The organism is Methylobacterium sp. AC315 (assembly GCF_979253755.1).
Map to the genome: position 1 here is coordinate 16,049 of NZ_CEEDEA010000004.1, position 19,763 is coordinate 35,811.

Genomic DNA, 19,763 nt, shown 5'->3' on the forward strand with positions numbered 1-19,763 from the left:
GCATCCGCACATCGCCGATCGATCAAGCTCGGCCGATCACGCTTGCGGAACACTTGCGGAACGTTTAACGTGTTCGTGATTTGTTTCCGCGACCGCATCGATGCGGTCCTCCAAGCCGCGAGTCCCCCGTCGATGCTCACGCGCAAGCAGCTGGACCTCCTGCGTTTCATCCAGAGCCGCATGCAGGAATGTGGCGTCCCGCCCTCGTTCGACGAGATGAAGGACGCCCTCGATCTGAAGTCCAAATCGGGCATCCACCGGCTGATCACGGCCCTCGAGGAGCGCGGCTTCCTGCGCCGCCTGCCGAACCGGGCGCGCGCCATCGAGGTGATCCGCATCCCCGAGAGCCTGTCCCAGGCGGCTGCTCCACCCGCGGAGCCCCGCCGCTTCACCCCGAGCGTGGTCGAGGGCGGGAAGTCCAAGCTGCCGGCGCAGCCGGCGACCGCCCGGATGATCGACGACGGCGGCCGCGCCATCTCGATCCCCGTGATGGGCCGGATCGCGGCCGGTACGCCGGTCTCGGCGATCCAGAACCAGAGCCACGCCATCACCATGTCGCCGGACTTCCTGGCCGGCGGCGAGCATTACGCCCTCGAGGTCCGCGGCGACTCGATGGTCGATGCCGGCATCCTGGACGGTGATCTCGTGGTGATCCGCAAGCAGGATACGGCCAATACCGGCGACATCATCGTGGCGCTGATCGACGACGAGGAGGCGACGCTCAAGCGCCTCCGCCGCCGGGGCTCCTCGATCGCCCTGGAGGCCGCCAACCCGGCCTACGAGACCCGCGTGCTCGGGCCCGACCGGGTCCAGATCCAGGGCCGGCTCGTCAGCCTCGTCCGCCGCTACTGAAGGGGTTCGGCCGGCGCGTCGCCGGGCGCGGCCTCGGAACCGGCGACGTCGGCCTCGGCCGGGATCGGCTCGGAGGGCGTTACCACTTTCGGTTGTGGGACAGGCGATGGCCGCGAAGCCGGTGATGCCCGCCAAGGCACGGTACGGCCCGTGTCGCGGGTATAGCGTGCCGTGAAGCCATCCCGGTCGGCCCGGAGTGCGACGGCGCCTCGTTCGGCGAGCACCCGGCGGTCGATCACCAGCGGCCCCGTGCAGGTGGGCGGCGCCGCGAGCCGCGAGATCAGCAGGGCCGCCCGGGCGCAGTCCTCCGTGAAGGCGCGCCGGTCGCGGACCAGGGCGACGGCGCGGCCGTCCGGCAGGCTTGCGGTGCAGCCGAGCCGGTCGCACCGTCCGACAGCCGACGAAGCCTGGATCACCGCCTTCGCCGATCGCCCGTCGCCATCCGCTTTCAGCCACTGCTCCATCACGAAGGCCGAAGGATTGCCGAGGGCCCACAGGACTCCGTCCGGTCCACGCACGGCCGCACCACCGCCCTGCCGGTCGACGTACAGGTCGAATCGCTCCGGAACGACGGCGAGGCCGAGCCCGAGCAGGGCGGGCGGCAGGGCCAGCCAGCGCAGCCGCGATACCGGCAGCGTCGCCAGCAGCAGCCCGGCCGCCAGCAGCATCAGCGCGCCGGTGCCGAAGGCCGGCAGCACCAGGACGGCCCGATTGAAGCCGGCGATCCATTCGGAGATCGCCAGCATGCCGCCCACCGCCTGTCCCATCAGCCACCAGATCGGCCGGTCCAGGGCGAAGGGATAGGCCAGGATCCCGATCACCGCCGCCGGCATCACGACCAGGGAGACCAGCGGCAGGGTCAGGGCGTTGCCGATCAGCCCGAACGGCTGGACCGTCTGGAAATGGTAGGTCGCGAACGGCGCCGTCGCGACCTGTGCCACCAGGGTCGTCGCGAGGGTGCCTGTCACGGCCGAGAGGCCGGTGCCGACGAACCGCTCGATCCGCCCCGCCCCGGGACGCTGGAACAGGCGTCCGTCGATCAGCCGCGCGCAGGCGATCAGCCCGGCCACCGCCCCGAACGACATCTGGAAGCTCGGTCCGAGCAGGCCCTCGGGTTCCCGCGCCAATGCTATCAGGGCGGCCAGCGCGAGGTTGCGCATGGACAGCGCCGGCCGGTCGACCAGGATCGCGCCGAGCATGATCAGCGTCATGATCAGCGAGCGCTCGGCGGCGATGTCCCAGCCCGAGAATGCGCAATAGGCGGTGACGCCCAGCATCGCGAACCCGGCGGCGATCTTCTTGATCGGCCAGACCAGCGCGCAATACGGCACCAGCGCCAAGACGGCCCGCACCAGCCAGAACACCACGCCGGCGGCCAGCACCATGTGGAGGCCCGAGATGGAAACGACGTGATAGATGCCCGCCGCCCGGAGCGCATCGTTGGCGGCCGGTCCGATCAGGCCGCGCTTGCCCGTGACCAGGGCCGCCGCCACGGCCCCCGCTTGCCCGCCCTCGGCCTGCGCGATCCGGCGTGTCAGCGCGTTGCGGGCCTCGTCCAGCAAGGCTGCCAGTCGCAGGCGCAGAGGTGGCGGGGTGGGCGGCTCTCGAACCGTGATCGCCCCGATCAGCGAGCCTACCGCGCCGAGTCCCTGAAAGTAGGCATCCCGGGCGAAATCGTAGCCGCCCGGTCGTGCCGCCTCGGGCGGCGGCAGCAATCTTGCCGTCGCGACGATGGAGTCCCCGGGCCGCAGGGATGGCGCCTTCCGGAACGAGACCCGCACCCGAAGCGGCCTCAAAGCGGGTTCGAGCCCGGCGAAGCTCTCGACCCTGATCACCAGCCGGGCGCCGACCTCGCGCTCGTCCAGCCCCTCGATCATCCCGGTCAGCGGCCCGATTGTGGTGCGGGTGAGGATCGGCGCCGCCACCTGCGAGACCCGCCAGGTCGCCGCCGCGAAGCCCAGGAAGCCGGCTGTCAGCGCCAGGCAAAGGGCGAGTGCCCCCGGCCGCGCACCCAGGAACGGCGCCGGCGCGAGGGCGAGCGCCGCTCCTGCCAAGGGGGCGGCGAGGAACGGCGTCCCGTCGGCACGCCCGAAGAAGACCAGGATCCCGGCGCCGAACGCCACCGCCAGCCACGGGAACAGGCGGCGCTGCTCGACCTCCCGGGTGAGCCCATCGGCGAGCCAGCCGCGGAGCGCCGGCATCGAGACCGGGCGCGTGCCGGCCAGCGCCACCGCGCCGCCCGCCAGCCTCGCGCCGATCCGCCGCATCCGCCCCGCCCCGTGCCGGACGACTCAAGTCCCGGCCGGGGATTCTTAACGCACCCGTCGGCCCGTGCTACAGCGGACGCTTCGTGCTACGGGCGCCACGCCGTGCGACGGGCGCCGCCCTGACGCCCTGCACCGCCCCGTCGCCCTTCGCCCCCGAACATATCGGCCCGATGTCCTCAGCCGTCGTCACGCGCTTCGCCCCCTCGCCCACCGGATACCTCCATATCGGCGGTGCCCGCACGGCGCTGTTCAATTGGCTGTACGCCCGCCACACCGGCGGCAAGATGCTGCTGCGCATCGAGGATACCGACCGGGAACGCTCGACCAAGGGCGCGATCGACGCGATCCTCGACGGCCTGTCCTGGCTCGGCCTCGATTGGGACGGGGACGTGGTCTTCCAGTTCGCCCGCGCCGAGCGCCATCGCGCGGTCGCCGAGGAGCTGCTGGCCGCCGGCCGCGCCTACCATTGCTACGCCTCCGCGGAGGAACTGACGCAGATGCGGGAGACCGCCCGAGCCGAGGGCCGGGCCCCGCGCTACGACGGGCGGTGGCGCGATCGCGACCCGTCCGAGGCTCCTGCCGGGGTCAGGCCGGTGATCCGGCTGCGCGCGCCCATCGAGGGCGAGACGGTGGTCGAGGATGCCGTGCAGGGGCGGGTGACCTGGGCCAACCGCGATCTCGACGACCTCGTCCTGCTGCGCTCGGACGGGACGCCGACCTACATGCTCGCCGTCGTGGTCGACGACCACGACATGGGCGTCACCCAGGTCATCCGCGGCGACGACCACCTCACCAACGCGGCCCGGCAGAGCCAGATCTTCTCTGCGCTCGGCTGGGACATCCCCAGGATGGCCCATATCCCGCTGATCCACGGCGCCGACGGGGCGAAGCTGTCGAAGCGCCACGGGGCGCTCGGGGTCGAGGCCTACCGCGACCTCGGCTACCTGCCGGAGGCGCTGCGCAACTACCTCGTGCGCCTGGGCTGGAGCCACGGCGACCAGGAGGTGTTCTCCACCGACGAGATGATCACGGCCTTCGATCTCCGCGCAGTGGGGCGCTCGGCGGCGCGGTTCGACTTCGCCAAGCTCGCCAACCTCAACGGACTCTACATCCGAGGCAGCGCCGATGCGGATCTGGTCGCCGCGCTCGAGACGATCCTGCCGAACGTCGGCCCGGAGCGCGGCCTCCCGGCGACGCTCCAGCCAGCCCTCAAGGACCAGCTGATCCAGGCCATGCCGGGCCTGAAAGAGCGGGCCAAGACACTGATCGAACTGCTCGACAGCGCCTATTACCTCACCGCCCAGCGTCCCCTGGTGCTCGACGACAAGGCCCGGACGCTCCTGTCCGACGAGGGCCGGGCGCGTCTGGCTGGGGTGCTGCCGGATCTCCAGTCGCTGCCCGAGTGGAGCGCGGCGGCGACCGAGGGTGCGGTGCGTCAGTATGCGGAGACAGCCGGGTGCAAGCTTGGGCAGGTGGCCCAGCCCCTGCGGGCCGCACTCACCGGCCGCACCACCTCCCCGCCCCTGTTCGACGTGATGGCGGTGCTCGGACGATCCGAGACCCTGGCGCGCCTCGCCGATCAGGTGCCGCAGGGCTGAGCGGGCGGGAAGGAACTGCGCGCCTCGGCCCGGATTTCGCTTGGTACCGGATTTTGCTTGGCGATGGCGGTCGGTTGTCACCGACCCCGTTGCTGCTGCACTGCCGTTTGGGTAACCCATGGCCTGTGAGCACCCGCAACATAACGCGCGGCGTGCTCCGGCCCCGGGGTCGACTCGGGCAGCCCGAGGCCGGCATCCGCCACGTCGCCAGAGAAGGGTCCACGTTCCATGAGCGCATCCAGCACCATCACCGTGGACGGCAAGGAGATCGAACTGCCGGTCAAGTCCGGCACGATCGGCCCGGACGTCATCGACATCGGCAAGCTCTACGCCAAGACCGGCGCCTTCACCTTCGATCCGGGCTTCACCTCGACGGCCTCGTGCGAATCGAAGATCACCTACATCGACGGCGATGAGGGCGTGCTGCTCTATCGCGGCTACCCGATCGAGCAACTCGCCGAGAAGGGCGACTTCCTCGAGACCTGCTACCTGATGCTGTTCGGTACGCTGCCGACCGCCGCCCAGAAGGCCGATTTCGACTATCGGGTCACGCGCCACACCATGGTGCACGACCAGATGAACCGGTTCTTCACCGGCTTCCGGCGTGACGCCCACCCCATGGCCGTGATGGTCGCCTCCGTCGGCGCGCTCTCGGCCTTCTACCACGACTCGACCGACATCACCGACGAGAGCCAGCGGCTGATCGCGTCGATCCGCATGATCGCCAAGATGCCGACGCTGGCCGCGATGGCCTACAAGTACTCTATCGGCCAGCCCTTCGTGTATCCGAAGAACGATCTGGACTATACCTCGAACTTCCTGCGGATGTGTTACGCGGTTCCGTGCGAGGATTACGAAGTCAATCCGGTCTTCGCGAAAGCCCTCGACAAGATCTTCATCCTGCACGCCGACCACGAGCAGAACGCCTCGACCTCGACCGTGCGGCTCGCCGGTTCGTCCGGCGCGAACCCGTTCGCCTGCATCGCGGCCGGCATCGCGTGCCTATGGGGGCCGGCCCATGGCGGCGCCAACGAGGCGGCGCTGAAGATGCTGATGGAGATTGGCACGCCCGAGAACGTCGGCAAGTACGTCGCGAAGGCCAAGGATAAGAACGACCCGTTCCGCCTCATGGGCTTCGGCCACCGGGTCTATAAGAACTACGATCCGCGCGCCCGGATCATGCAGAGCACCACGCACCAGGTCCTCAAGGAACTCGGCAAGACGGAGGATCCGCTGCTCCACGTTGCCATGGAACTGGAGCAGATCGCCCTCAAGGACGAGTACTTCATCGAGAAGAAGCTCTACCCGAACATCGATTTCTATTCGGGCATCACGCTCAAGGCGATGGGTTTCCCGACCGACATGTTCACTGTGCTGTTCGCGGTGGCGCGCACCGTCGGCTGGATCGCGCAATGGGCCGAGATGATCGAGGACCCGATGCAGAAGATCGGCCGTCCGCGCCAGCTCTATGTCGGCCCGGCGCAGCGCGACTACGTGCCGGTCGACGAGCGCGGCTGAGCCGAGCCATCGAACCCGAAGCGACACCGGGGGCGGCCGAAGGGCCGCCCCTGTCGCTTTGGCCGGTCCTGGCCAGCGGGGCGGTCGTCACGCTCCGCATCCCTTGTCGGCAACCCTATGATTGGCCGTCGATCCGCGCCTTCCTGGCGAAGCGAGCCATCCTTGGGGTCGAAGCGGCCGAGCCCGGCGCGCAATGTTACGCTCGCACGGTCTGCATCGGCGGACGGCCCGGCATCGTCGCGGTCGCGTTCGGCGATGCCGGCCTGGACGCGACGCTCCAGGGCCTCGACGTCACGTCCGGGATTGAGTTCGCCGAGCGCCTGCGCCGCCTGTTCGATTGCGACGCCGATCCGGCCGCGATCGCGGCCTGCCTGTCCCGAGACCCTACCCTGGCCGGACTCGTGGCGGCCAGGCCAGGATTGCGGCTGCCCGGCGCGTGGGACCCGTTCGAGACCGGATGCCGGGCGATCCTCGGCCAGCAGGTCTCGGTTCAGGCCGCGATCCGGCTCGCCGGAAAGCTGGTCGCCGCATTCGGGACGCCGCTGGCAGAGCCGGCGGGCAGCCTGACCCATGTCTTCCCGACGCCGCTTCAACTGGTCGAGGCCGACGTGGCGCTCGCGCTGAACATGCCCCGCGCCCGCGGCGCAGCGATCCGGGCGCTGGCGGCCGCCGCGCTCGCGAACCCGGACCTGTTCGCCCCGGCCGGGACCCTGGAGGATGCGGTGCTGCGCTTCACGGCGATCCGCGGGATCGGCCCCTGGACCGCGCAGTACATCGCCATGCGGGCGCTCAAGCTGCCGGACGCCCTGCCGGTGGGCGACATCGGCCTTCTCCGCGCCCTCGAGACCGCCACCGGCCGTCCCAGCCCGGCCGCACTCCTCGCCCGGGCCGAGGCATGGCGCCCGTTCAGAGCCTACGCGGCCCAGCATCTCTGGGCCGCCGACGAGGCTTTTGTGCGCGAGCGGTAATGCTGCCCCTCACCGCCCGAACCGCTCGAATTTCGGGAAGCTGCGCGCCATCATCAGGCCGACCTCGCCGCGGTGACCCAGCCATTTCTCGAGAACCGACGCGTTGGCGAGCCGCCCCTCGGGTGAGCCGTCCTGCCAGGGCAGACCGTCGGCCAGCCGGAAGACGTGCGCGTCGGTGAGGCCGCCGCTGCGGCAGCGCTGGAGCCGGACGCCCTTGCCCCGGGAGAGTTCGGCCACCTCCGAGATCGGGAAGATCAGCAGCAGCTTCTCGGTGTTGACCACCGCGACGTGATCGCCGTCGGCGGGGACGAGCACCACGGCCGCCGCGTCGCCGTCGAGGCCGAGCACGCCCTTGCCCTTGCGGGTGTTGGCCACCAGCGCGTCCGACGGCGCCACGAAGCCGCGCCCATCCGAGCCCACGATCAGCAGCTTGGTCTCCGGCTTGTAGGGCAGCGCGGCCACCACCTCGGTGCCGTCGTCGAGATCGACCATCAGCCGCACCGGATCGCCGAAGCCGCGCCCGCCCGGCAGCTTCGACGCCTCGATGGTGAACACTTTACCGTTCGAGGCGAGCAGCAGGATCTTTTGAGTGGTCTCGCTCGGGAAGGCGATCTTCAGGCCGTCGTCACCCTTGAACGCCACCCCTGACAGGTCGGCGACGTGCCCCTTGAGCGCCCGGATCCAGCCCTTGTTCGAGACGATCACGGTGATCGGCTCGCGCTCGACCAAGGCTGCCGTGAAATCGATGCCGCCGACATCCGGCGGGCTCGCGAGCGTGGTGCGGCGCTTGCCCAGCTTGGTCTCCGGCCCGAAGGTTTTTTTCACGGCGCGGATCTGGGCTTGGATCGCCTTCCATTGCGCTGGCTCGGAGGCGAGCAGCGCATCGATCTCCGCCTTCTCGGCGGTGAGTGCGTCCAGTTCGCGCTTCAGCTCCATCTCTTCGAGCTTTCGCAAGGACCGGAGGCGCGTGTCGAGGATCGCGTTGGCCTGGATCTCGGTCAGCTCGAACCGGGCCATCAGGGCCGGCTTCGGCTCGTCCTCCTCGCGGATGATGCGGATCACCTCGTCGAGGTCGAGATAGACGATCAGCAGTCCGCCGAGGATCTCCAGGCGCCTGTCGATCTGCCCGAGGCGATGGCGCGAGCGGCGCTGGAGCACCACGCGGCGATGGTCGACCCACTCCCGCAGGCATTCGGTGAGCCCGATCACCTTCGGCACGAGGCCGCCGACCAGGACGTTGAGGTTGAGCGGGATGCGGGCTTCCAGCTCGGTCAGCCGGAACAGCGATTCCATCAGGATCACGGGATCGACCGTGCGCGAGCGCGGCTCCAGCACAACGCGGACGTCCTCGGCCGATTCGTCGCGTACGTCGGCCAGCAGCGGCAGCTTCTTCTCCTGGAGAAGCTCTGCCATCTTCTCGATCAGCCGGCCCTTCGGGATGCCGTACGGGATCTCGGTGACGATGATGTTCCAGGTGCCGCGGCCGAGATCCTCCTTGTGCCAGCGGGCCCGGACCCGGAAGGCGCCGCGGCCGGTCCGGTAGGCCTCGGTGATCGACTCCGCCGAATCGACCAGGATGCCGCCGGTCGGGAAGTCCGGCCCCTGGACGAAGCTGTTGAGCTGCGCTGACGTCGCCCCAGGATGGCTGATCAGGTAGAGCGCCGCGTCGCACAGCTCGGCGGCGTTGTGGGGCGGGATCGAGGTCGCCATGCCGACCGCGATGCCCTGGCTGCCGTTGGCCAGCAGGTTCGGGAAGGCCGCCGGCAGCACCACCGGCTCGTCTTTCTCGCCGTTGTAGGACGGGCGGAAATCAACCGTGTCCTCGTCGATCCCGTCGAGCAGCAGCCGCGCGACCTCGGTGAGCCGGGCCTCCGTGTAGCGGTAGGCGGCCGGGCCGTCGCCGTCGATATTGCCGAAATTGCCCTGCCCGTCGACCAGCGGATAGCGCTGCGCGAAGTCCTGAGAGAGCCGCACCAGCGCGTCGTAGATCGCCTGGTCGCCGTGTGGGTGGAAGTCACCCATCACGTCGCCGACGATCTTGGCGCATTTCTTGTGCGCGGTGTTCGGGTCGAGGCGAAGCAGCCGCATGCCGTACAGGATGCGCCGGTGCACGGGCTTCAGCCCGTCGCGGGCATCCGGCAGCGCCCGGTGCATGATCGTGGAGAGCGCATAGGCGAGGTAGCGCTCTTCCAGCGCGGATTTCAGCTCGACGCTCTCGATCCCGTCGCCGGACGGCGGCTCGAAGGGCTGGCCCATGACGGCTCCTGTCTCAGGGCAGGGCCGCCGACCGGCAGCACCGCCTCAACGCGCGATTCGTCATTCCGTGGCGCCGTCGGCGAGCCCGGAATGACGGGGTTGGTTTCAACCGGGGCTCAGTCGCCCCCGGCTCGGCCGTCTCTAGAACATAACGCGAACATTACTCGGCCTCGCGACCGAGCGCAACGAATCGTGCGCGCTCTTCCGGCGCGGCGAGGCCGCGCGGACCCCAGACGTGCCGGTCGAGGAAGTATCCCGTCAAGGTAAACCCTTGGGCAACACCGTCCGGCCCCGGGGATCCGCCCGCGTGCAGGAAGGTCGGCAGCGCCAGCAGGCGATCGCGAAACGGCTCCCCAGCCGAGGCGCTGACCGCCCGGCCGCTCTTCGGCGAGACGTAGGCCAGCGCGTCGTTGCCGCCGGTCGCTGCGCAGGCAGTCAGGTCGAGGCCGAATCCGAGCTCAGACAGGATCTCCAGCTCGAACCGCACCATCAGGGGCGGCGCGACGGCCGGGTCGTCGAGGTGCTCGACCAGCACGCCGGCCGCCTCGTAGAGAGCCGGATGCGGATCCCGCTCCGGCAGGAGCCGCAGCAGCGCCGCCATGTGGCCGAGCCCGTAGAGCGCGATGCCCGACCCGATCATCCGCGAGACCTGGGATTCCAGCGGCTCCACAGTGTAGGCGCCGAGCCCCTCGTCGAGCCGCGCCCGCCAGCTCAGCCGGACCCGGTTGCCGGGCTGAAGCACTGGCTGCATCCGGCGCGAACGTCCGCCATGCACGAGGCCGAGATGGCGCCCGTGGTATTCGGTCATCGCTTCCAGAATGACGCCGGTCTCTCCGTGCCGGCGCAAGCCGAGCACGAGGGCGTCGTCGGTCCACTGCATCGAGTTCCCGTGACCGGTGGGCGTGGCGCGGGTCGGCGAACGCCGGTGATCCGCAAGAGATCTCCATATAAGCGCTCCTCGGCCGCCACGCCGCCTTTGCGCGCCGGCGGCGCAGCTTTAGCGTGGCCGTAAAGGAATCACGCCCATGCGCCGCGCCGCAGTTCTGGTTCTTGTCCTGGCCCTGACGCTCACCGGCGCGCGGGCTGCGCCCAAGGCGGCGAAGCCCGTTGCCGCGGAAGCGCCCTCCCCGGCCTTGAAGCAGCGGCTTGCCGCGCTCGCCCTGAAACAGGTCGATTTCGGTTCGGTCTCGCTGCTGCCGGTGCGCTTCGCGGGCAGCCGGCTCGCCGGGCCGATCGAGGATGGCGGGCGGACGATCTACTGCGTGTCGAGCCGGATGAGCGGCCGGACCTTCGGCAAGCCCGAGCGGCCCAAGGCGGTGATGCGCTACGCCGCCGACCGGCTGGACGTGATCGACGACGACGAGGTCTGCACCGGCCATCGCAGCCAGCCGTTCCCGGAACTGGACGCCCTCGGCAACGCGCGGTGAGCCGGCCGCGTTGATGGCCATGCCCTCGATACACGCGCGCACCCTGGACCTCAGCCTCGATCTGATCGTGCGCGCCCATGCCACCCCGGTCCCGGACGATCCGAGCACACTCGAGCTGCTCAGCGATGCGGAGCTGCGTCCCGGCCTCGAAGCGATCACGGCCGGGCGGGAGGGGCATGACCTCTGGGTGTTCGCCTACGGGTCCCTGATGTGGCGGCCGGAATTTCCGGTGGCCGAGCGCCGGATCGGGACCGTGCGGGGCTTCCACCGCCGCTTCTGTCTGCTCCAACGGCGGTTCCGTGGCACCCCGGAGCGGCCGGGTTTCGTCCTGGCGCTGGATCGCGGCGGCCTGTGCAAGGGCGTCGTGTTCCGTCTGCCGGGGACGGAGATCCGCGAGGCGCTGATGCCGGTCTGGCGGCGGGAGATGCGCGGCCGCGGCTATGTCGCCCGTTGGCTGCCGGTGGCGACCGAGGCCGGGACCGTCTCGGCGCTGACCTTCCTGGCCAACCGAGCCAACGAGCGCTACGCGGGCCGTCTCTCGGACCCGGACATCGCTGACAAGATCGCGGCCGCCCGCGGGCATGCCGGGCCGAGCGCCGAGTACCTGTTCCGGACCGTCGAGGCTTGCGAACGGCTCGGTATCCGCGACCGCCACCTCTGGAGCCTTCAGGCCCTCGTGGCTGCGCGGCTCAAGGCCCGTGCGGCGCGGCAGTGAGCCTCAAGACCAGGCGCGCTTCATCGCGATCACCACACGGCCGCCCGCATGCTCGGTATCCGGGTTGCGCGGCTCGCGGATACCCGGCGCCCGCCCGGTGGTGAGATAGACGACGAGGGTGAGGGCGAGGAGGATCTTGGTGCGCATCGCAACGCTCAGGGTTGAGCGAGGGTGCATAGGATCGATCGGTTTTTACGAAGTTGCCGACAGGCTCACAGGCTGTGGTTGTGGGCATTTCCATGGATCGTGGTGAACGAATCGTTGCGGGCCGGCCGCGATCGTCTCGCGTAGCCCGTTCCCGCGCGACCCTGGCAGGACGCCTTAGTTCCTTGAAATCGCATGGGGATTCCAAAAGGCTGGATTCGACTTTCACGCCTCATGCTTTATGCCGCCGGCCCAGGATCCCCATGGGCGAGGACAGGATGCGGCTGAGGATCGGTGTGGCTCTGGCGATTCTGGTGGTTGCGGTCGCAGTGCTGGCCGCGGGCCCCTGGCCCCACGGCTTCCGGCTGTCCGACGTCTTGACCGGGGGGACGCCTCTCCTGCCGGACGGGTCGCGGCCGATGGCCGGCGCCGTGGAACTTGCCGGCAACGCCACTCTGGGCGCCGGTCAGCGTCCCGCGACCCTGCGGCTCGCCTGCGACCCCGCGGGGGCCGGCCTGTCGGCGGTCCTGACGGTCCAGCGCTTCACGGATTTAGCGGATGGGTTCGATGTGGCCCGCCTCGACGGAGGAGGACCACCGCTCACCAGCATCCTGGTGTCGAGCGCGGGGAGCGTCCGCTCCGTGCGGATGGCAGCGCAGGGGGCTGTCTCGACCGATCCCAACAAACAGATCACCCTGACGGTGACCGGCGGCCACCGGGGCGAGGACCCATTGCGCGGCGTCGCCCTGGCGCTTGCCCAGCCCGGGACCCGAATCACCTGGACGCAGACGAGCCCACGCGCCGGTGACCAATCCCTGGTGGGGAGCTTCTCGGTGGCGGAAGGTGATGCGGCAGCGTTGAAGGCCGCGCTGAACAGCTGCCTCGCGGTGCCGTAACGGCGCTTGGCACCGACTGCGACATCTGAATTAAGCGTCGTGCCTTCAAAGGCACCGGGCGCTTGGATCTGGAGTCAAGCTGCAGTGGCTCGCTGCACGTCGTCTCGTGCGTCGATGGTGTACTCTGCCGTCGAACCCGCACTGCCCGTCGGGCGCTCCGGCGGCAAGACACACGTGGGTGGTCTGGGATCGAACGATCAATCCCAGACCACGATGCCGAACGCCCTGTCCGGCAGGGGGAGGCAGGACGGCTCGACATCCTGCTCCGAGGAGACGAAGACGCTTCACCCTGTCCGGGGTGGCCTCCTTGATGGCTTGGCGCCGGCAAAGGGCCCCAAGCGGAGCGGACTCAGCGCCCCTTCTTGTAGAGTTTGCTGGCGATCTCGAAGATTTCTTCCGGCGCGTAATCCGGCGCGAAGGCCCCGTAGTTGCCATCGAGTTCCGGAATCTTGCCGCCCTCGGGATAGCCATCAACCACTTCGAGGTTGCCCGGCGGGTCGCCCGGCAGCGCCACCTCGTCGTTCGACCAGACGCCGGCAGCTTCCTGATAATCCGCCTCGCTGAACGTGTAGAGGCGCCGGTGCTTGCCCTCGTCGAGGTACTTCTGACACTCAGGGACCCGCGACAGATCGATGTTCGGGGTCGGCAGCATCTTCTCGATCTCGACGCCGGTGAGCTTCTTCAGGGCCAGTGCGTAGGCATGGGCGTGCAGCGAGCCGCGGACCAGAAGGTAGGCACAGACTTCCCGGCCGGTCGGCTCGGACATGGTCTCGTAGACCCGCAGCTTGTGGATGCGGGCACCGCATTCCAAGTGGAAGTTGTGCAGCAGGTCGATGATCAGGTTACCGGTCGTCGTGACCATGTCCATGTTCCAGGACGCGGCGTTGGAATTCATCGGCATCGCGCCGCCGCCATTCGCCAGGAAGCTGCCGGCGAGGCGGACATCCTGCATCTCGGCAAACGGTGCCTTGGAGATGTCGACGTCCTTCTTCGGGTTGCCTGGACCATTGTTCAGCATGGCGATGCCGGTCGAGACGAGTTCGACGTGTCCGATCTCTTCAGCGAAGATGCTCGACACGAGGCTATAGAAAGGCCGAAGTTTGGTCTTGTTGCGGAAATTGAAGCTCTGGAACATGTAGTTCCCGAGGGTCGACATCTCGCCGTACTTGCCACCGAGCAGTTCCTGCAGGGCGGCGGCTGCGTTGGGCTCGGGCTTCTTCGGCTCCGGTAGCTCCGTCAGCAGACGGTCGATCTTCATGAACATGCGGGCAGCTCCGTTTGCGCGAGGTGCGCATGGGACCTACCGGCGAGGGACATACATGTTCCTGCCTGCGACCGAGCTTCTTTTGCCGTCCCCGCAGGAACGTTTCAGCTACGGCACCACGATAGCCGGAGAAGAATATTCTCAGAATGGCGTCGCCGCACGCCCCGATCGATGACATCCGCAACAGGTCAATCCGGCAGGATCAGCTGCGTTCCTCGATCATGCCGCCGACGTCCGGCGCGGTCCTGAGGCTGCGGGGCTCGGTGCTTCTCGGGGCCGGCAACCACCGTCGGGCAGCCTGGATGCATCTCGACCACGGCGTCACGCTGCGTCGCCGGTCCCTTCCGCAGCACGACGGAACCCCAGACCATCGGGACCATGGTGTCTTCGGGCTGCGTGCGGTTCCTGAACCAGGACATCGTCGACCTGTACGCCCGCGTGCCGGTCGGTACGCGGGCGGTGGTGCTGGCGGCAGGTGGCTCAGCGGCGAGTTAGCTCACCTCCACCTGCACCACCCCCGGCACGGTGCGAAGCAGGCCGGCGAGCTGGGGCGAGGCCTGGAACTTGCCCGGAAGCCGGATCTCGACCTCGCGGCCGCCACCATCGAGCTTGAGGATCAAGGAGACCTCGCTCTCCCCGCGCATCGAAAGCCGCTGCTGCACCGGCGCGACCCCGCGCGGGTCGCTCAGATGAATGCGAATGCCCTTCTGGTGCCGGGCGACCGCGTGATCGAGCGGTTCCGCGGTGAGGATCCGGGCGCGCACGTCCTCGCCCTCCAGGTTCGCCTGAAGCTGGAGCACCAGGGGTCGGCCCGGTTCAAGGATATCCCGGTACTGGCCGAGTCCCTCGGAGAAGATGATCGCCTCGAAATGGGCGGTCCGGTCCGACAGGGTGACGATGCCCATCTTGTTGCCGGTCTTGGTCCGCCGTTCTGCCCGGTCGAGCACCGAGGCGGCCACGCGGCCGACGCTGCTGGTCCCGGCCCGGACCGAGCGGCAGAAATCCGCCCAGCTCTGCACCCGCAGCTTGTCCAGAAGGTCGCCGTACTCGTCGAGCGGGTGGCCTGAGACGAAGAAGCCGATCGCCGTGTATTCGCGCTTGAGGGTGTCGGCCATCGGCCAGACCTCGTGCGGCGGGATGCGCAGCGACACGTCGTCCGCGACCACGCCGCCGAACATGTCGGTGACGCCGGTGGAGGCGGCCTCTGCGGCGCTGGCAGCCAGCTTCATCATCGGCTCGACCGCCGCGAAGGCCCGGGCGCGGTCCGGTTCGATGCAATCGAGGGCGCCGGCCTGGACCAGGCTCTCCAGGGTGCGCTTGTTGATCATCCGCGGGTTGAGCCGCCGGGCGAGGCAGGCCAGGTCCTTGAACGGCCGGTCGCCCCGCGCCTCGACCAGCGCCCGCACCGCTTCGCGGCCGACGCCCTTGATGGCGGCGAGCGCGTAGAAGATCTTGCCGTCGCGCACCTCGAACACTTCGCCGGAGGTGTTGATCGAGGGCGGCTCCACCGTGATCTTGAGCCGCTGCGCGTCCTGACGGAATTCGGCGAGCTTGTCGGTGTTGTCGATGTCCAGCGTCATGGCGGCGGCCAGGAACTCGACCGGGAAGTTCGCCTTCAGGTATCCGGTCTGGTAGGTCAGCAGCGCGTAGGCCGCCGCGTGGCTCTTGTTGAAGCCGTAATCGGCGAACTTGGCGAGCAGGTCGAAGATCTCGTTGGCCTTGGCCTTGATCAGCCCGCGCTCGATGCAGCCTTTCACGAACCGATCGCGCTGCGCATCCATCTCGGCGCGGATCTTCTTGCCCATGGCGCGCCGGAGCATGTCGGCCTCGCCGAGCGAGTAGCCGGCCAGGACCTTGGCGATCTCCATCACCTGTTCCTGGTAGACGATGATGCCGAAGGTCTCCTTCAGCATCGGCTCCAGCTTCGGATCCGGGTACCAGGACGCCTCGTTGCCGGCGTCGCGGCCGAGCTTGCGCTCGCAATAGACCGGGATGTTGGCCATCGGGCCCGGCCGGTAGAGCGCCACCAGGGCGATGATGTCCTCGAACCGGTCGGCCTGCATCTCGCAGAGCGCCTTGCGCATGCCGGCGGATTCCACCTGGAACACCCCGACGGTCTCGCCACGGCCCATCGGCTTGTAGGTCTCTTCGTTGTCGAGCGGCAGGCTCGCGAGGTCGATCTCGATGCCACGCTGCTTCAGCAGGTCGGTGCAGCACCGCAGCATGGTAAGCGTCTTCAGGCCCAGAAAATCGAACTTCACCAAGCCCGCCTGCTCGACCCACTTCATGTTGAACTGGGTCACCCGCATTCCGGTCTTCGGGTCCCGGTAGAGCGGCACCAGCTCCTCGAGGGGCCGATCGCCGATCACCACGCCGGCCGCGTGGGTGGAGGCGTGGCGGTGCAGGCCCTCGAGCTTCTTGGAGATGTCGATGAGCCGGGCGACGATCGGCTCCTCCTCCATGGCCTGCTGGAGCTTGGGCTCTCCCTCGATCGCCTGTGCGAGCGTCACCGGGTTGGCTGGATTCTGCGGGACGAGCTTGGTCAGCTTGTCGACTTGCCCGTAGGGCATCTCCAGCACGCGGCCGACATCGCGCAGCACGCCGCGGGCGAGCAGCGTACCGAAGGTGATGATCTGACCGACCTGCCGCTCGCCGTAGCGCTGCTGCACGTAGCGGATCACGCGCTCGCGGCCCTCGACGCAGAAATCGATGTCGAAATCCGGCATCGAGACGCGCTCGGGGTTGAGGAAGCGCTCGAACAGCAGGCCGAAGCGCAGCGGATCGAGGTCGGTGATGAGCAGCGACCAGGCCACCAGCGAGCCGGCGCCGGAGCCGCGGCCGGGACCAACCGGGATGTCGTGGTCCTTGGCCCACTTGATGAAGTCCGAGACGATCAGGAAGTAGCCCGGGAACTTCATCGACACGATGACGTCGAGCTCGAAGGCGAGGCGTTTGCGGTAATCGTCCTCCGAGAAACCCGGCGCAGTGCCGTGCTGCTTCAGCCGCAGCTCCAGCCCGGCCTCGGCCTGCCGGCGCAGCTCGGTCGGCTCGTTCGCGACTGACGCGACGCCAGGTTCACCGGCGTGATCCTCGGCGATCGCCTCGGCCACGACCTTCGAAAAGTTCGGCAGGATCGGCTTGCGGGTCCGCGCCCGCACGGCGCAGCGCATGGCGATCTCGACGGTGGCCTGAAGCGCATCCGGCAGGTCGCTGAACAGTTCGGCCATCTCGGCGCGGGTCTTGAAGGCGTGACGTGGCGTCACCCGGCGCCGGCGCTCGTCCGAGACGAGCCGTCCGTCCGCGATGGCGAGCAGCGCGTCATGGGCGTCGTAATCGTCGGACTTGGCGAAGAACGGTTCGTTGGTCGCGACAATTCCAAGACCGTGCCGGCCGGCGATGTCGAGCAGCGCCGTCTCGATCCGACCCTCCTCGGGCGAGCCGTGGCGCTGGATCTCGACGTAGAGCCGGTCCTCGCCGAAGGCCGCTTTCAGCTGCCCGAGGCGGCTCAGCGCCAGCTCGGGTCGCCCGGCCCGAAACGCCGCGTCGAGGGGCCCCGACAGACCGCCGGTGAGCGCGATCAAGCCGGCCCCTGCCTCGGCCAGGGCGGAGGCTTCGACTCGGGGCGCCTCGCCGAGCGCAGTGTCGAAATAGGCGCGGCTCGCCAGACGCAGAAGATTGGCGTAGCCGGTCTCGTCCTGGGCGAGCAGCACGACGCCGTGGCTCGTCGGAGCCGTGCGCTGGTGCGGGTCGGCCGCCTCGAACGCCACCGAGAGCTGCACCCCGGCGATCGGCTGGACACCCTCTCCGGCCGCCTTCTCGGAGAATTCCAGCGCACCGAACAGATTGTTGGTGTCGGTAAGCGCCAGGGCCGGCTGCCGGTCGGCGACCGCGGCCTTGACCAGAGAGCCGACCTTCAGCGCCCCTTCGAGGAGGGAATAGGACGAATGGACGTGGAGGTGGACGAATCCGACCTCCTTGAGCTGGCGTGGCATGGCCGACCTTGATCCGGGGTCGCCCAACATCCCCGCTCGGCCTTGCCAAGTCGACGTATGCCTGAGCCGAACCTGACGATATCCACCGGTCGTGCTCCCGGCGCACCAGTTCGGGCGCCCTCTGTGGATAATCGGCGTGGCCGGCTCGATCGCCTGTGCATAAGCCGCGCATGGCCGGAACTCGGCCCCGAAAGGGAGGACCCGGCTAACGAACCGGTGCCAGAGCTATTGCCCAGGCGCCGACCGCCGCAAACAGCATCCCGAAGGCCATGAACTCGACCATCCCGGTCAGGACCAACCGCTTCAGCATCGTCGCGCCTCCCGTGTTCCGTCTCCATTATGTTCATGTTTCGTTCTGGCGATAGGGGCGTGAGCGGTGCAGTGCCTGCGGCTTTACATCATAGTAAACAAATAGTGGCTTGATGGAGATCGGGCGGGCTGCCATGTCCGCCTTTATCGGGGCGTTCGTTATTTGACCGGGGGGGTCAAGGGAGCAGGCTATTCCCGCGCAACACATTGGGGGACGGATCCAGGTCGCGCTGGTGGCCGTCGGGACGCACGGCGACGTGCTGCCGTTCATCGCGCTGGGCCACATGCTCCTGGCCCGCGGGCATGGCGTCACCTTGGCCGCACCGGCGCCGTTCGAGGCGATGGCGCGGCGCGCGGGTCTGTACTTCCAGCCCCTCGGCACGACCGCCGATTACGAGGCCGTGATCGGCCAGCCCGAACTCTGGCATCCGCGCTGGGGCTTCCGTCCGATGTTCGACTTCGCCCTGCGGGTGGCCGAGACCACCTGCCTCTGGCTCGGAGCCACCCGGGCGCGCGGGGTCGATCAGATCGTGGTCGCATCGCCCCTGGCCTGGGGCGCGCGGCTCGCCCAGGAACTCTACGACATGCGGGCCGCGACTCTGCACGTGATGCCGTTCCTGATCGAAAGCCGGTCCGATCCGCCCCGGCTGCCGGGACTGCCGTTGCCCCGGATCCTCCCGGCGGCGTTGCGGGCCTGGCTCAACCAGGGCGCCGACACGGTGGCGGTCGGCCCGTTCACGCTGCCGCCCCTGAACGCGCTGCGTCAACGCCTCGGCCTCGATCCGGTGACCCGGCTGCGGCATTGGTGGAACAGCCCGACCCGCATGCTGCTGATGTTCCCGGATTGGTACGCCGCGCGACAGGCGGACTGGCCGTCCCAGGCGGTGCAACTCGGCTTCCCGCTCGTCGATCGGTTCGGCGACGTGCCGGCGATGCCGACGGAACTCGAGACCTTCCTGGCCGAAGGCGACGCGCCGATCGTGTTCACCTACGGCTCGGCGATGCGCCAGGGCGCCGCGTTCTTCGAGACCGCTCTGGAGGTGTGCCGGCGGATGGGCCGTCGCGGCGTCCTGCTCGCTCCCCAGGACGGCCAGATCCCGATGCCGCTGCCGCCCGGGATCATCCACCTGCCCTACGCGCCGTTGAGCGCGTTGCTGCCGCGCAGCGCCGCCCTGGTCCACCACGGTGGCGTCGGCACGGTGGCGCAGGCCCTGGCGGCGGGCATCCCGCAGCTCGTCGTCCCGGTGGCGTTCGATCATTTCGACGAGGGGCGGCGCCTGAAGGACCGGACGCTGGGCACCACCTTGAGCCGCCACGCCTTCCGTCCGGCCCGGGCCGCCCGGGTCCTGGGGCGGTTGCTGGCCGACCCGGCGGTGACGCGCGCTTGCGCCCAGGCCAAGGCGCACTTGGCCGAGAGCCCCGACGCGATCATCGCCGCTTGCGACCGCGTCGAAGAGCTGGCGTTTCTTACGGTCGAGCGCGGACCCGGCCTGAAGGTCGCAGAGGCCGGCCGCCGATGAGGGCTCGGGGCGACTGGAAGGCATAGCTCCGCTGAGT

14 protein-coding genes and 1 pseudogene are annotated in these 19,763 nt (G+C 69.0%); 9 read left to right on the forward strand and 6 right to left on the reverse strand.

Going from position 1 to position 19,763, the window contains the following annotated elements:
• Window positions 1-132 precede the first annotated feature (132 nt).
• The gene (gene lexA, locus AC0IY0_RS07735; protein ID WP_147909315.1) at window positions 133-852 is read left to right on the forward strand and encodes a transcriptional repressor LexA; all 720 of its coding nucleotides are present in this window, start codon (window positions 133-135) and stop codon (window positions 850-852) included.
• Here the strand turns inward: lexA and AC0IY0_RS07740 are convergent.
• Window positions 846-3,119 carry a ComEC/Rec2 family competence protein gene (locus tag AC0IY0_RS07740; protein WP_471763489.1) on the reverse strand — a complete coding sequence of 758 codons (2,274 nt, stop codon included), beginning with the start codon at window positions 3,117-3,119 and terminating at the stop codon, window positions 846-848. The genes lexA and AC0IY0_RS07740 overlap by 7 nt on opposite strands.
• A 170-nt stretch (window positions 3,120-3,289) precedes the next feature.
• Between AC0IY0_RS07740 and gltX the strand changes: the two genes are divergently transcribed.
• From gltX to AC0IY0_RS07755, 3 genes are all read left to right on the forward strand, one after another.
• Window positions 3,290-4,717, forward strand: coding sequence for a glutamate--tRNA ligase (gene gltX, locus AC0IY0_RS07745; RefSeq protein ID WP_147909313.1), 1,428 nt, complete (start codon window positions 3,290-3,292; stop codon window positions 4,715-4,717).
• 228 nt (window positions 4,718-4,945) lie between these two features.
• Window positions 4,946-6,235 (forward strand): citrate synthase, encoded by a 1,290-nt coding sequence (gene gltA / locus AC0IY0_RS07750; RefSeq protein WP_147909312.1) that lies wholly within the window; start codon window positions 4,946-4,948, stop codon window positions 6,233-6,235.
• Window positions 6,130-7,203, forward strand: coding sequence for a DNA-3-methyladenine glycosylase family protein (locus AC0IY0_RS07755; protein ID WP_471763490.1), 1,074 nt, complete (start codon window positions 6,130-6,132; stop codon window positions 7,201-7,203). Before gltA ends, AC0IY0_RS07755 begins: the two co-directional genes overlap by 106 nt.
• Before the next feature lie 9 nt (window positions 7,204-7,212).
• On the opposite strand, the gene parC is transcribed toward AC0IY0_RS07755, so the two are convergent.
• Window positions 7,213-9,459 carry a DNA topoisomerase IV subunit A gene (gene parC / locus AC0IY0_RS07760; RefSeq protein WP_147909311.1) on the reverse strand — a complete coding sequence of 749 codons (2,247 nt, stop codon included), beginning with the start codon at window positions 9,457-9,459 and terminating at the stop codon, window positions 7,213-7,215.
• A 160-nt stretch (window positions 9,460-9,619) separates the two neighbouring features.
• The gene (gene recO / locus AC0IY0_RS07765; RefSeq protein ID WP_419829684.1) at window positions 9,620-10,339 is read right to left on the reverse strand and encodes a DNA repair protein RecO; all 720 of its coding nucleotides are present in this window, start codon (window positions 10,337-10,339) and stop codon (window positions 9,620-9,622) included.
• Window positions 10,340-10,484: 145 nt separating this feature from the next.
• Here recO and AC0IY0_RS07770 point away from each other — a divergent pair, with 145 nt between their 5' ends.
• A complete protein-coding gene (locus AC0IY0_RS07770) occupies window positions 10,485-10,886 on the forward strand; it encodes a hypothetical protein (protein ID WP_147940492.1) in 402 nt (133 codons plus the stop codon).
• Window positions 10,887-10,905: 19 nt separating this feature from the next.
• Complete coding sequence (locus AC0IY0_RS07775) at window positions 10,906-11,601, forward strand: gamma-glutamylcyclotransferase (RefSeq protein ID WP_471763492.1); 696 nt, start codon at window positions 10,906-10,908, stop codon at window positions 11,599-11,601.
• Window positions 11,602-11,604: 3 nt separating this feature from the next.
• On the opposite strand, the gene AC0IY0_RS07780 is transcribed toward AC0IY0_RS07775, so the two are convergent.
• A complete protein-coding gene (locus AC0IY0_RS07780; RefSeq protein ID WP_162886512.1) occupies window positions 11,605-11,748 on the reverse strand; it encodes a hypothetical protein in 144 nt (47 codons plus the stop codon).
• A 275-nt stretch (window positions 11,749-12,023) separates the two neighbouring features.
• On the opposite strand from AC0IY0_RS07780, the gene AC0IY0_RS07785 reads away from it, so the two are divergent.
• Complete coding sequence (locus AC0IY0_RS07785) at window positions 12,024-12,641, forward strand: hypothetical protein (protein ID WP_147940499.1); 618 nt, start codon at window positions 12,024-12,026, stop codon at window positions 12,639-12,641.
• A 349-nt stretch (window positions 12,642-12,990) separates the two neighbouring features.
• Here AC0IY0_RS07785 and AC0IY0_RS07790 read toward each other — a convergent pair whose 3' ends face one another.
• Window positions 12,991-13,905 carry a manganese catalase family protein gene (locus AC0IY0_RS07790; protein ID WP_147853587.1) on the reverse strand — a complete coding sequence of 305 codons (915 nt, stop codon included), beginning with the start codon at window positions 13,903-13,905 and terminating at the stop codon, window positions 12,991-12,993.
• A 351-nt stretch (window positions 13,906-14,256) separates the two neighbouring features.
• Here AC0IY0_RS07790 and AC0IY0_RS07795 point away from each other — a divergent pair.
• A pseudogene (locus AC0IY0_RS07795) lies at window positions 14,257-14,400 on the forward strand (L,D-transpeptidase); the annotation flags it as partial.
• On the opposite strand, the gene dnaE reads toward AC0IY0_RS07795, so the two are convergent.
• A complete protein-coding gene (gene dnaE / locus AC0IY0_RS07800; RefSeq protein WP_419829681.1) occupies window positions 14,397-17,897 on the reverse strand; it encodes a DNA polymerase III subunit alpha in 3,501 nt (1,166 codons plus the stop codon). The pseudogene AC0IY0_RS07795 and the gene dnaE sit on opposite strands and share 4 nt — an antisense overlap.
• A 527-nt stretch (window positions 17,898-18,424) precedes the next feature.
• Between dnaE and AC0IY0_RS07805 the strand changes: the two genes are divergently transcribed.
• Complete coding sequence (locus AC0IY0_RS07805) at window positions 18,425-19,726, forward strand: glycosyltransferase (protein WP_461232467.1); 1,302 nt, start codon at window positions 18,425-18,427, stop codon at window positions 19,724-19,726.
• Window positions 19,727-19,763 lie beyond the last annotated feature (37 nt).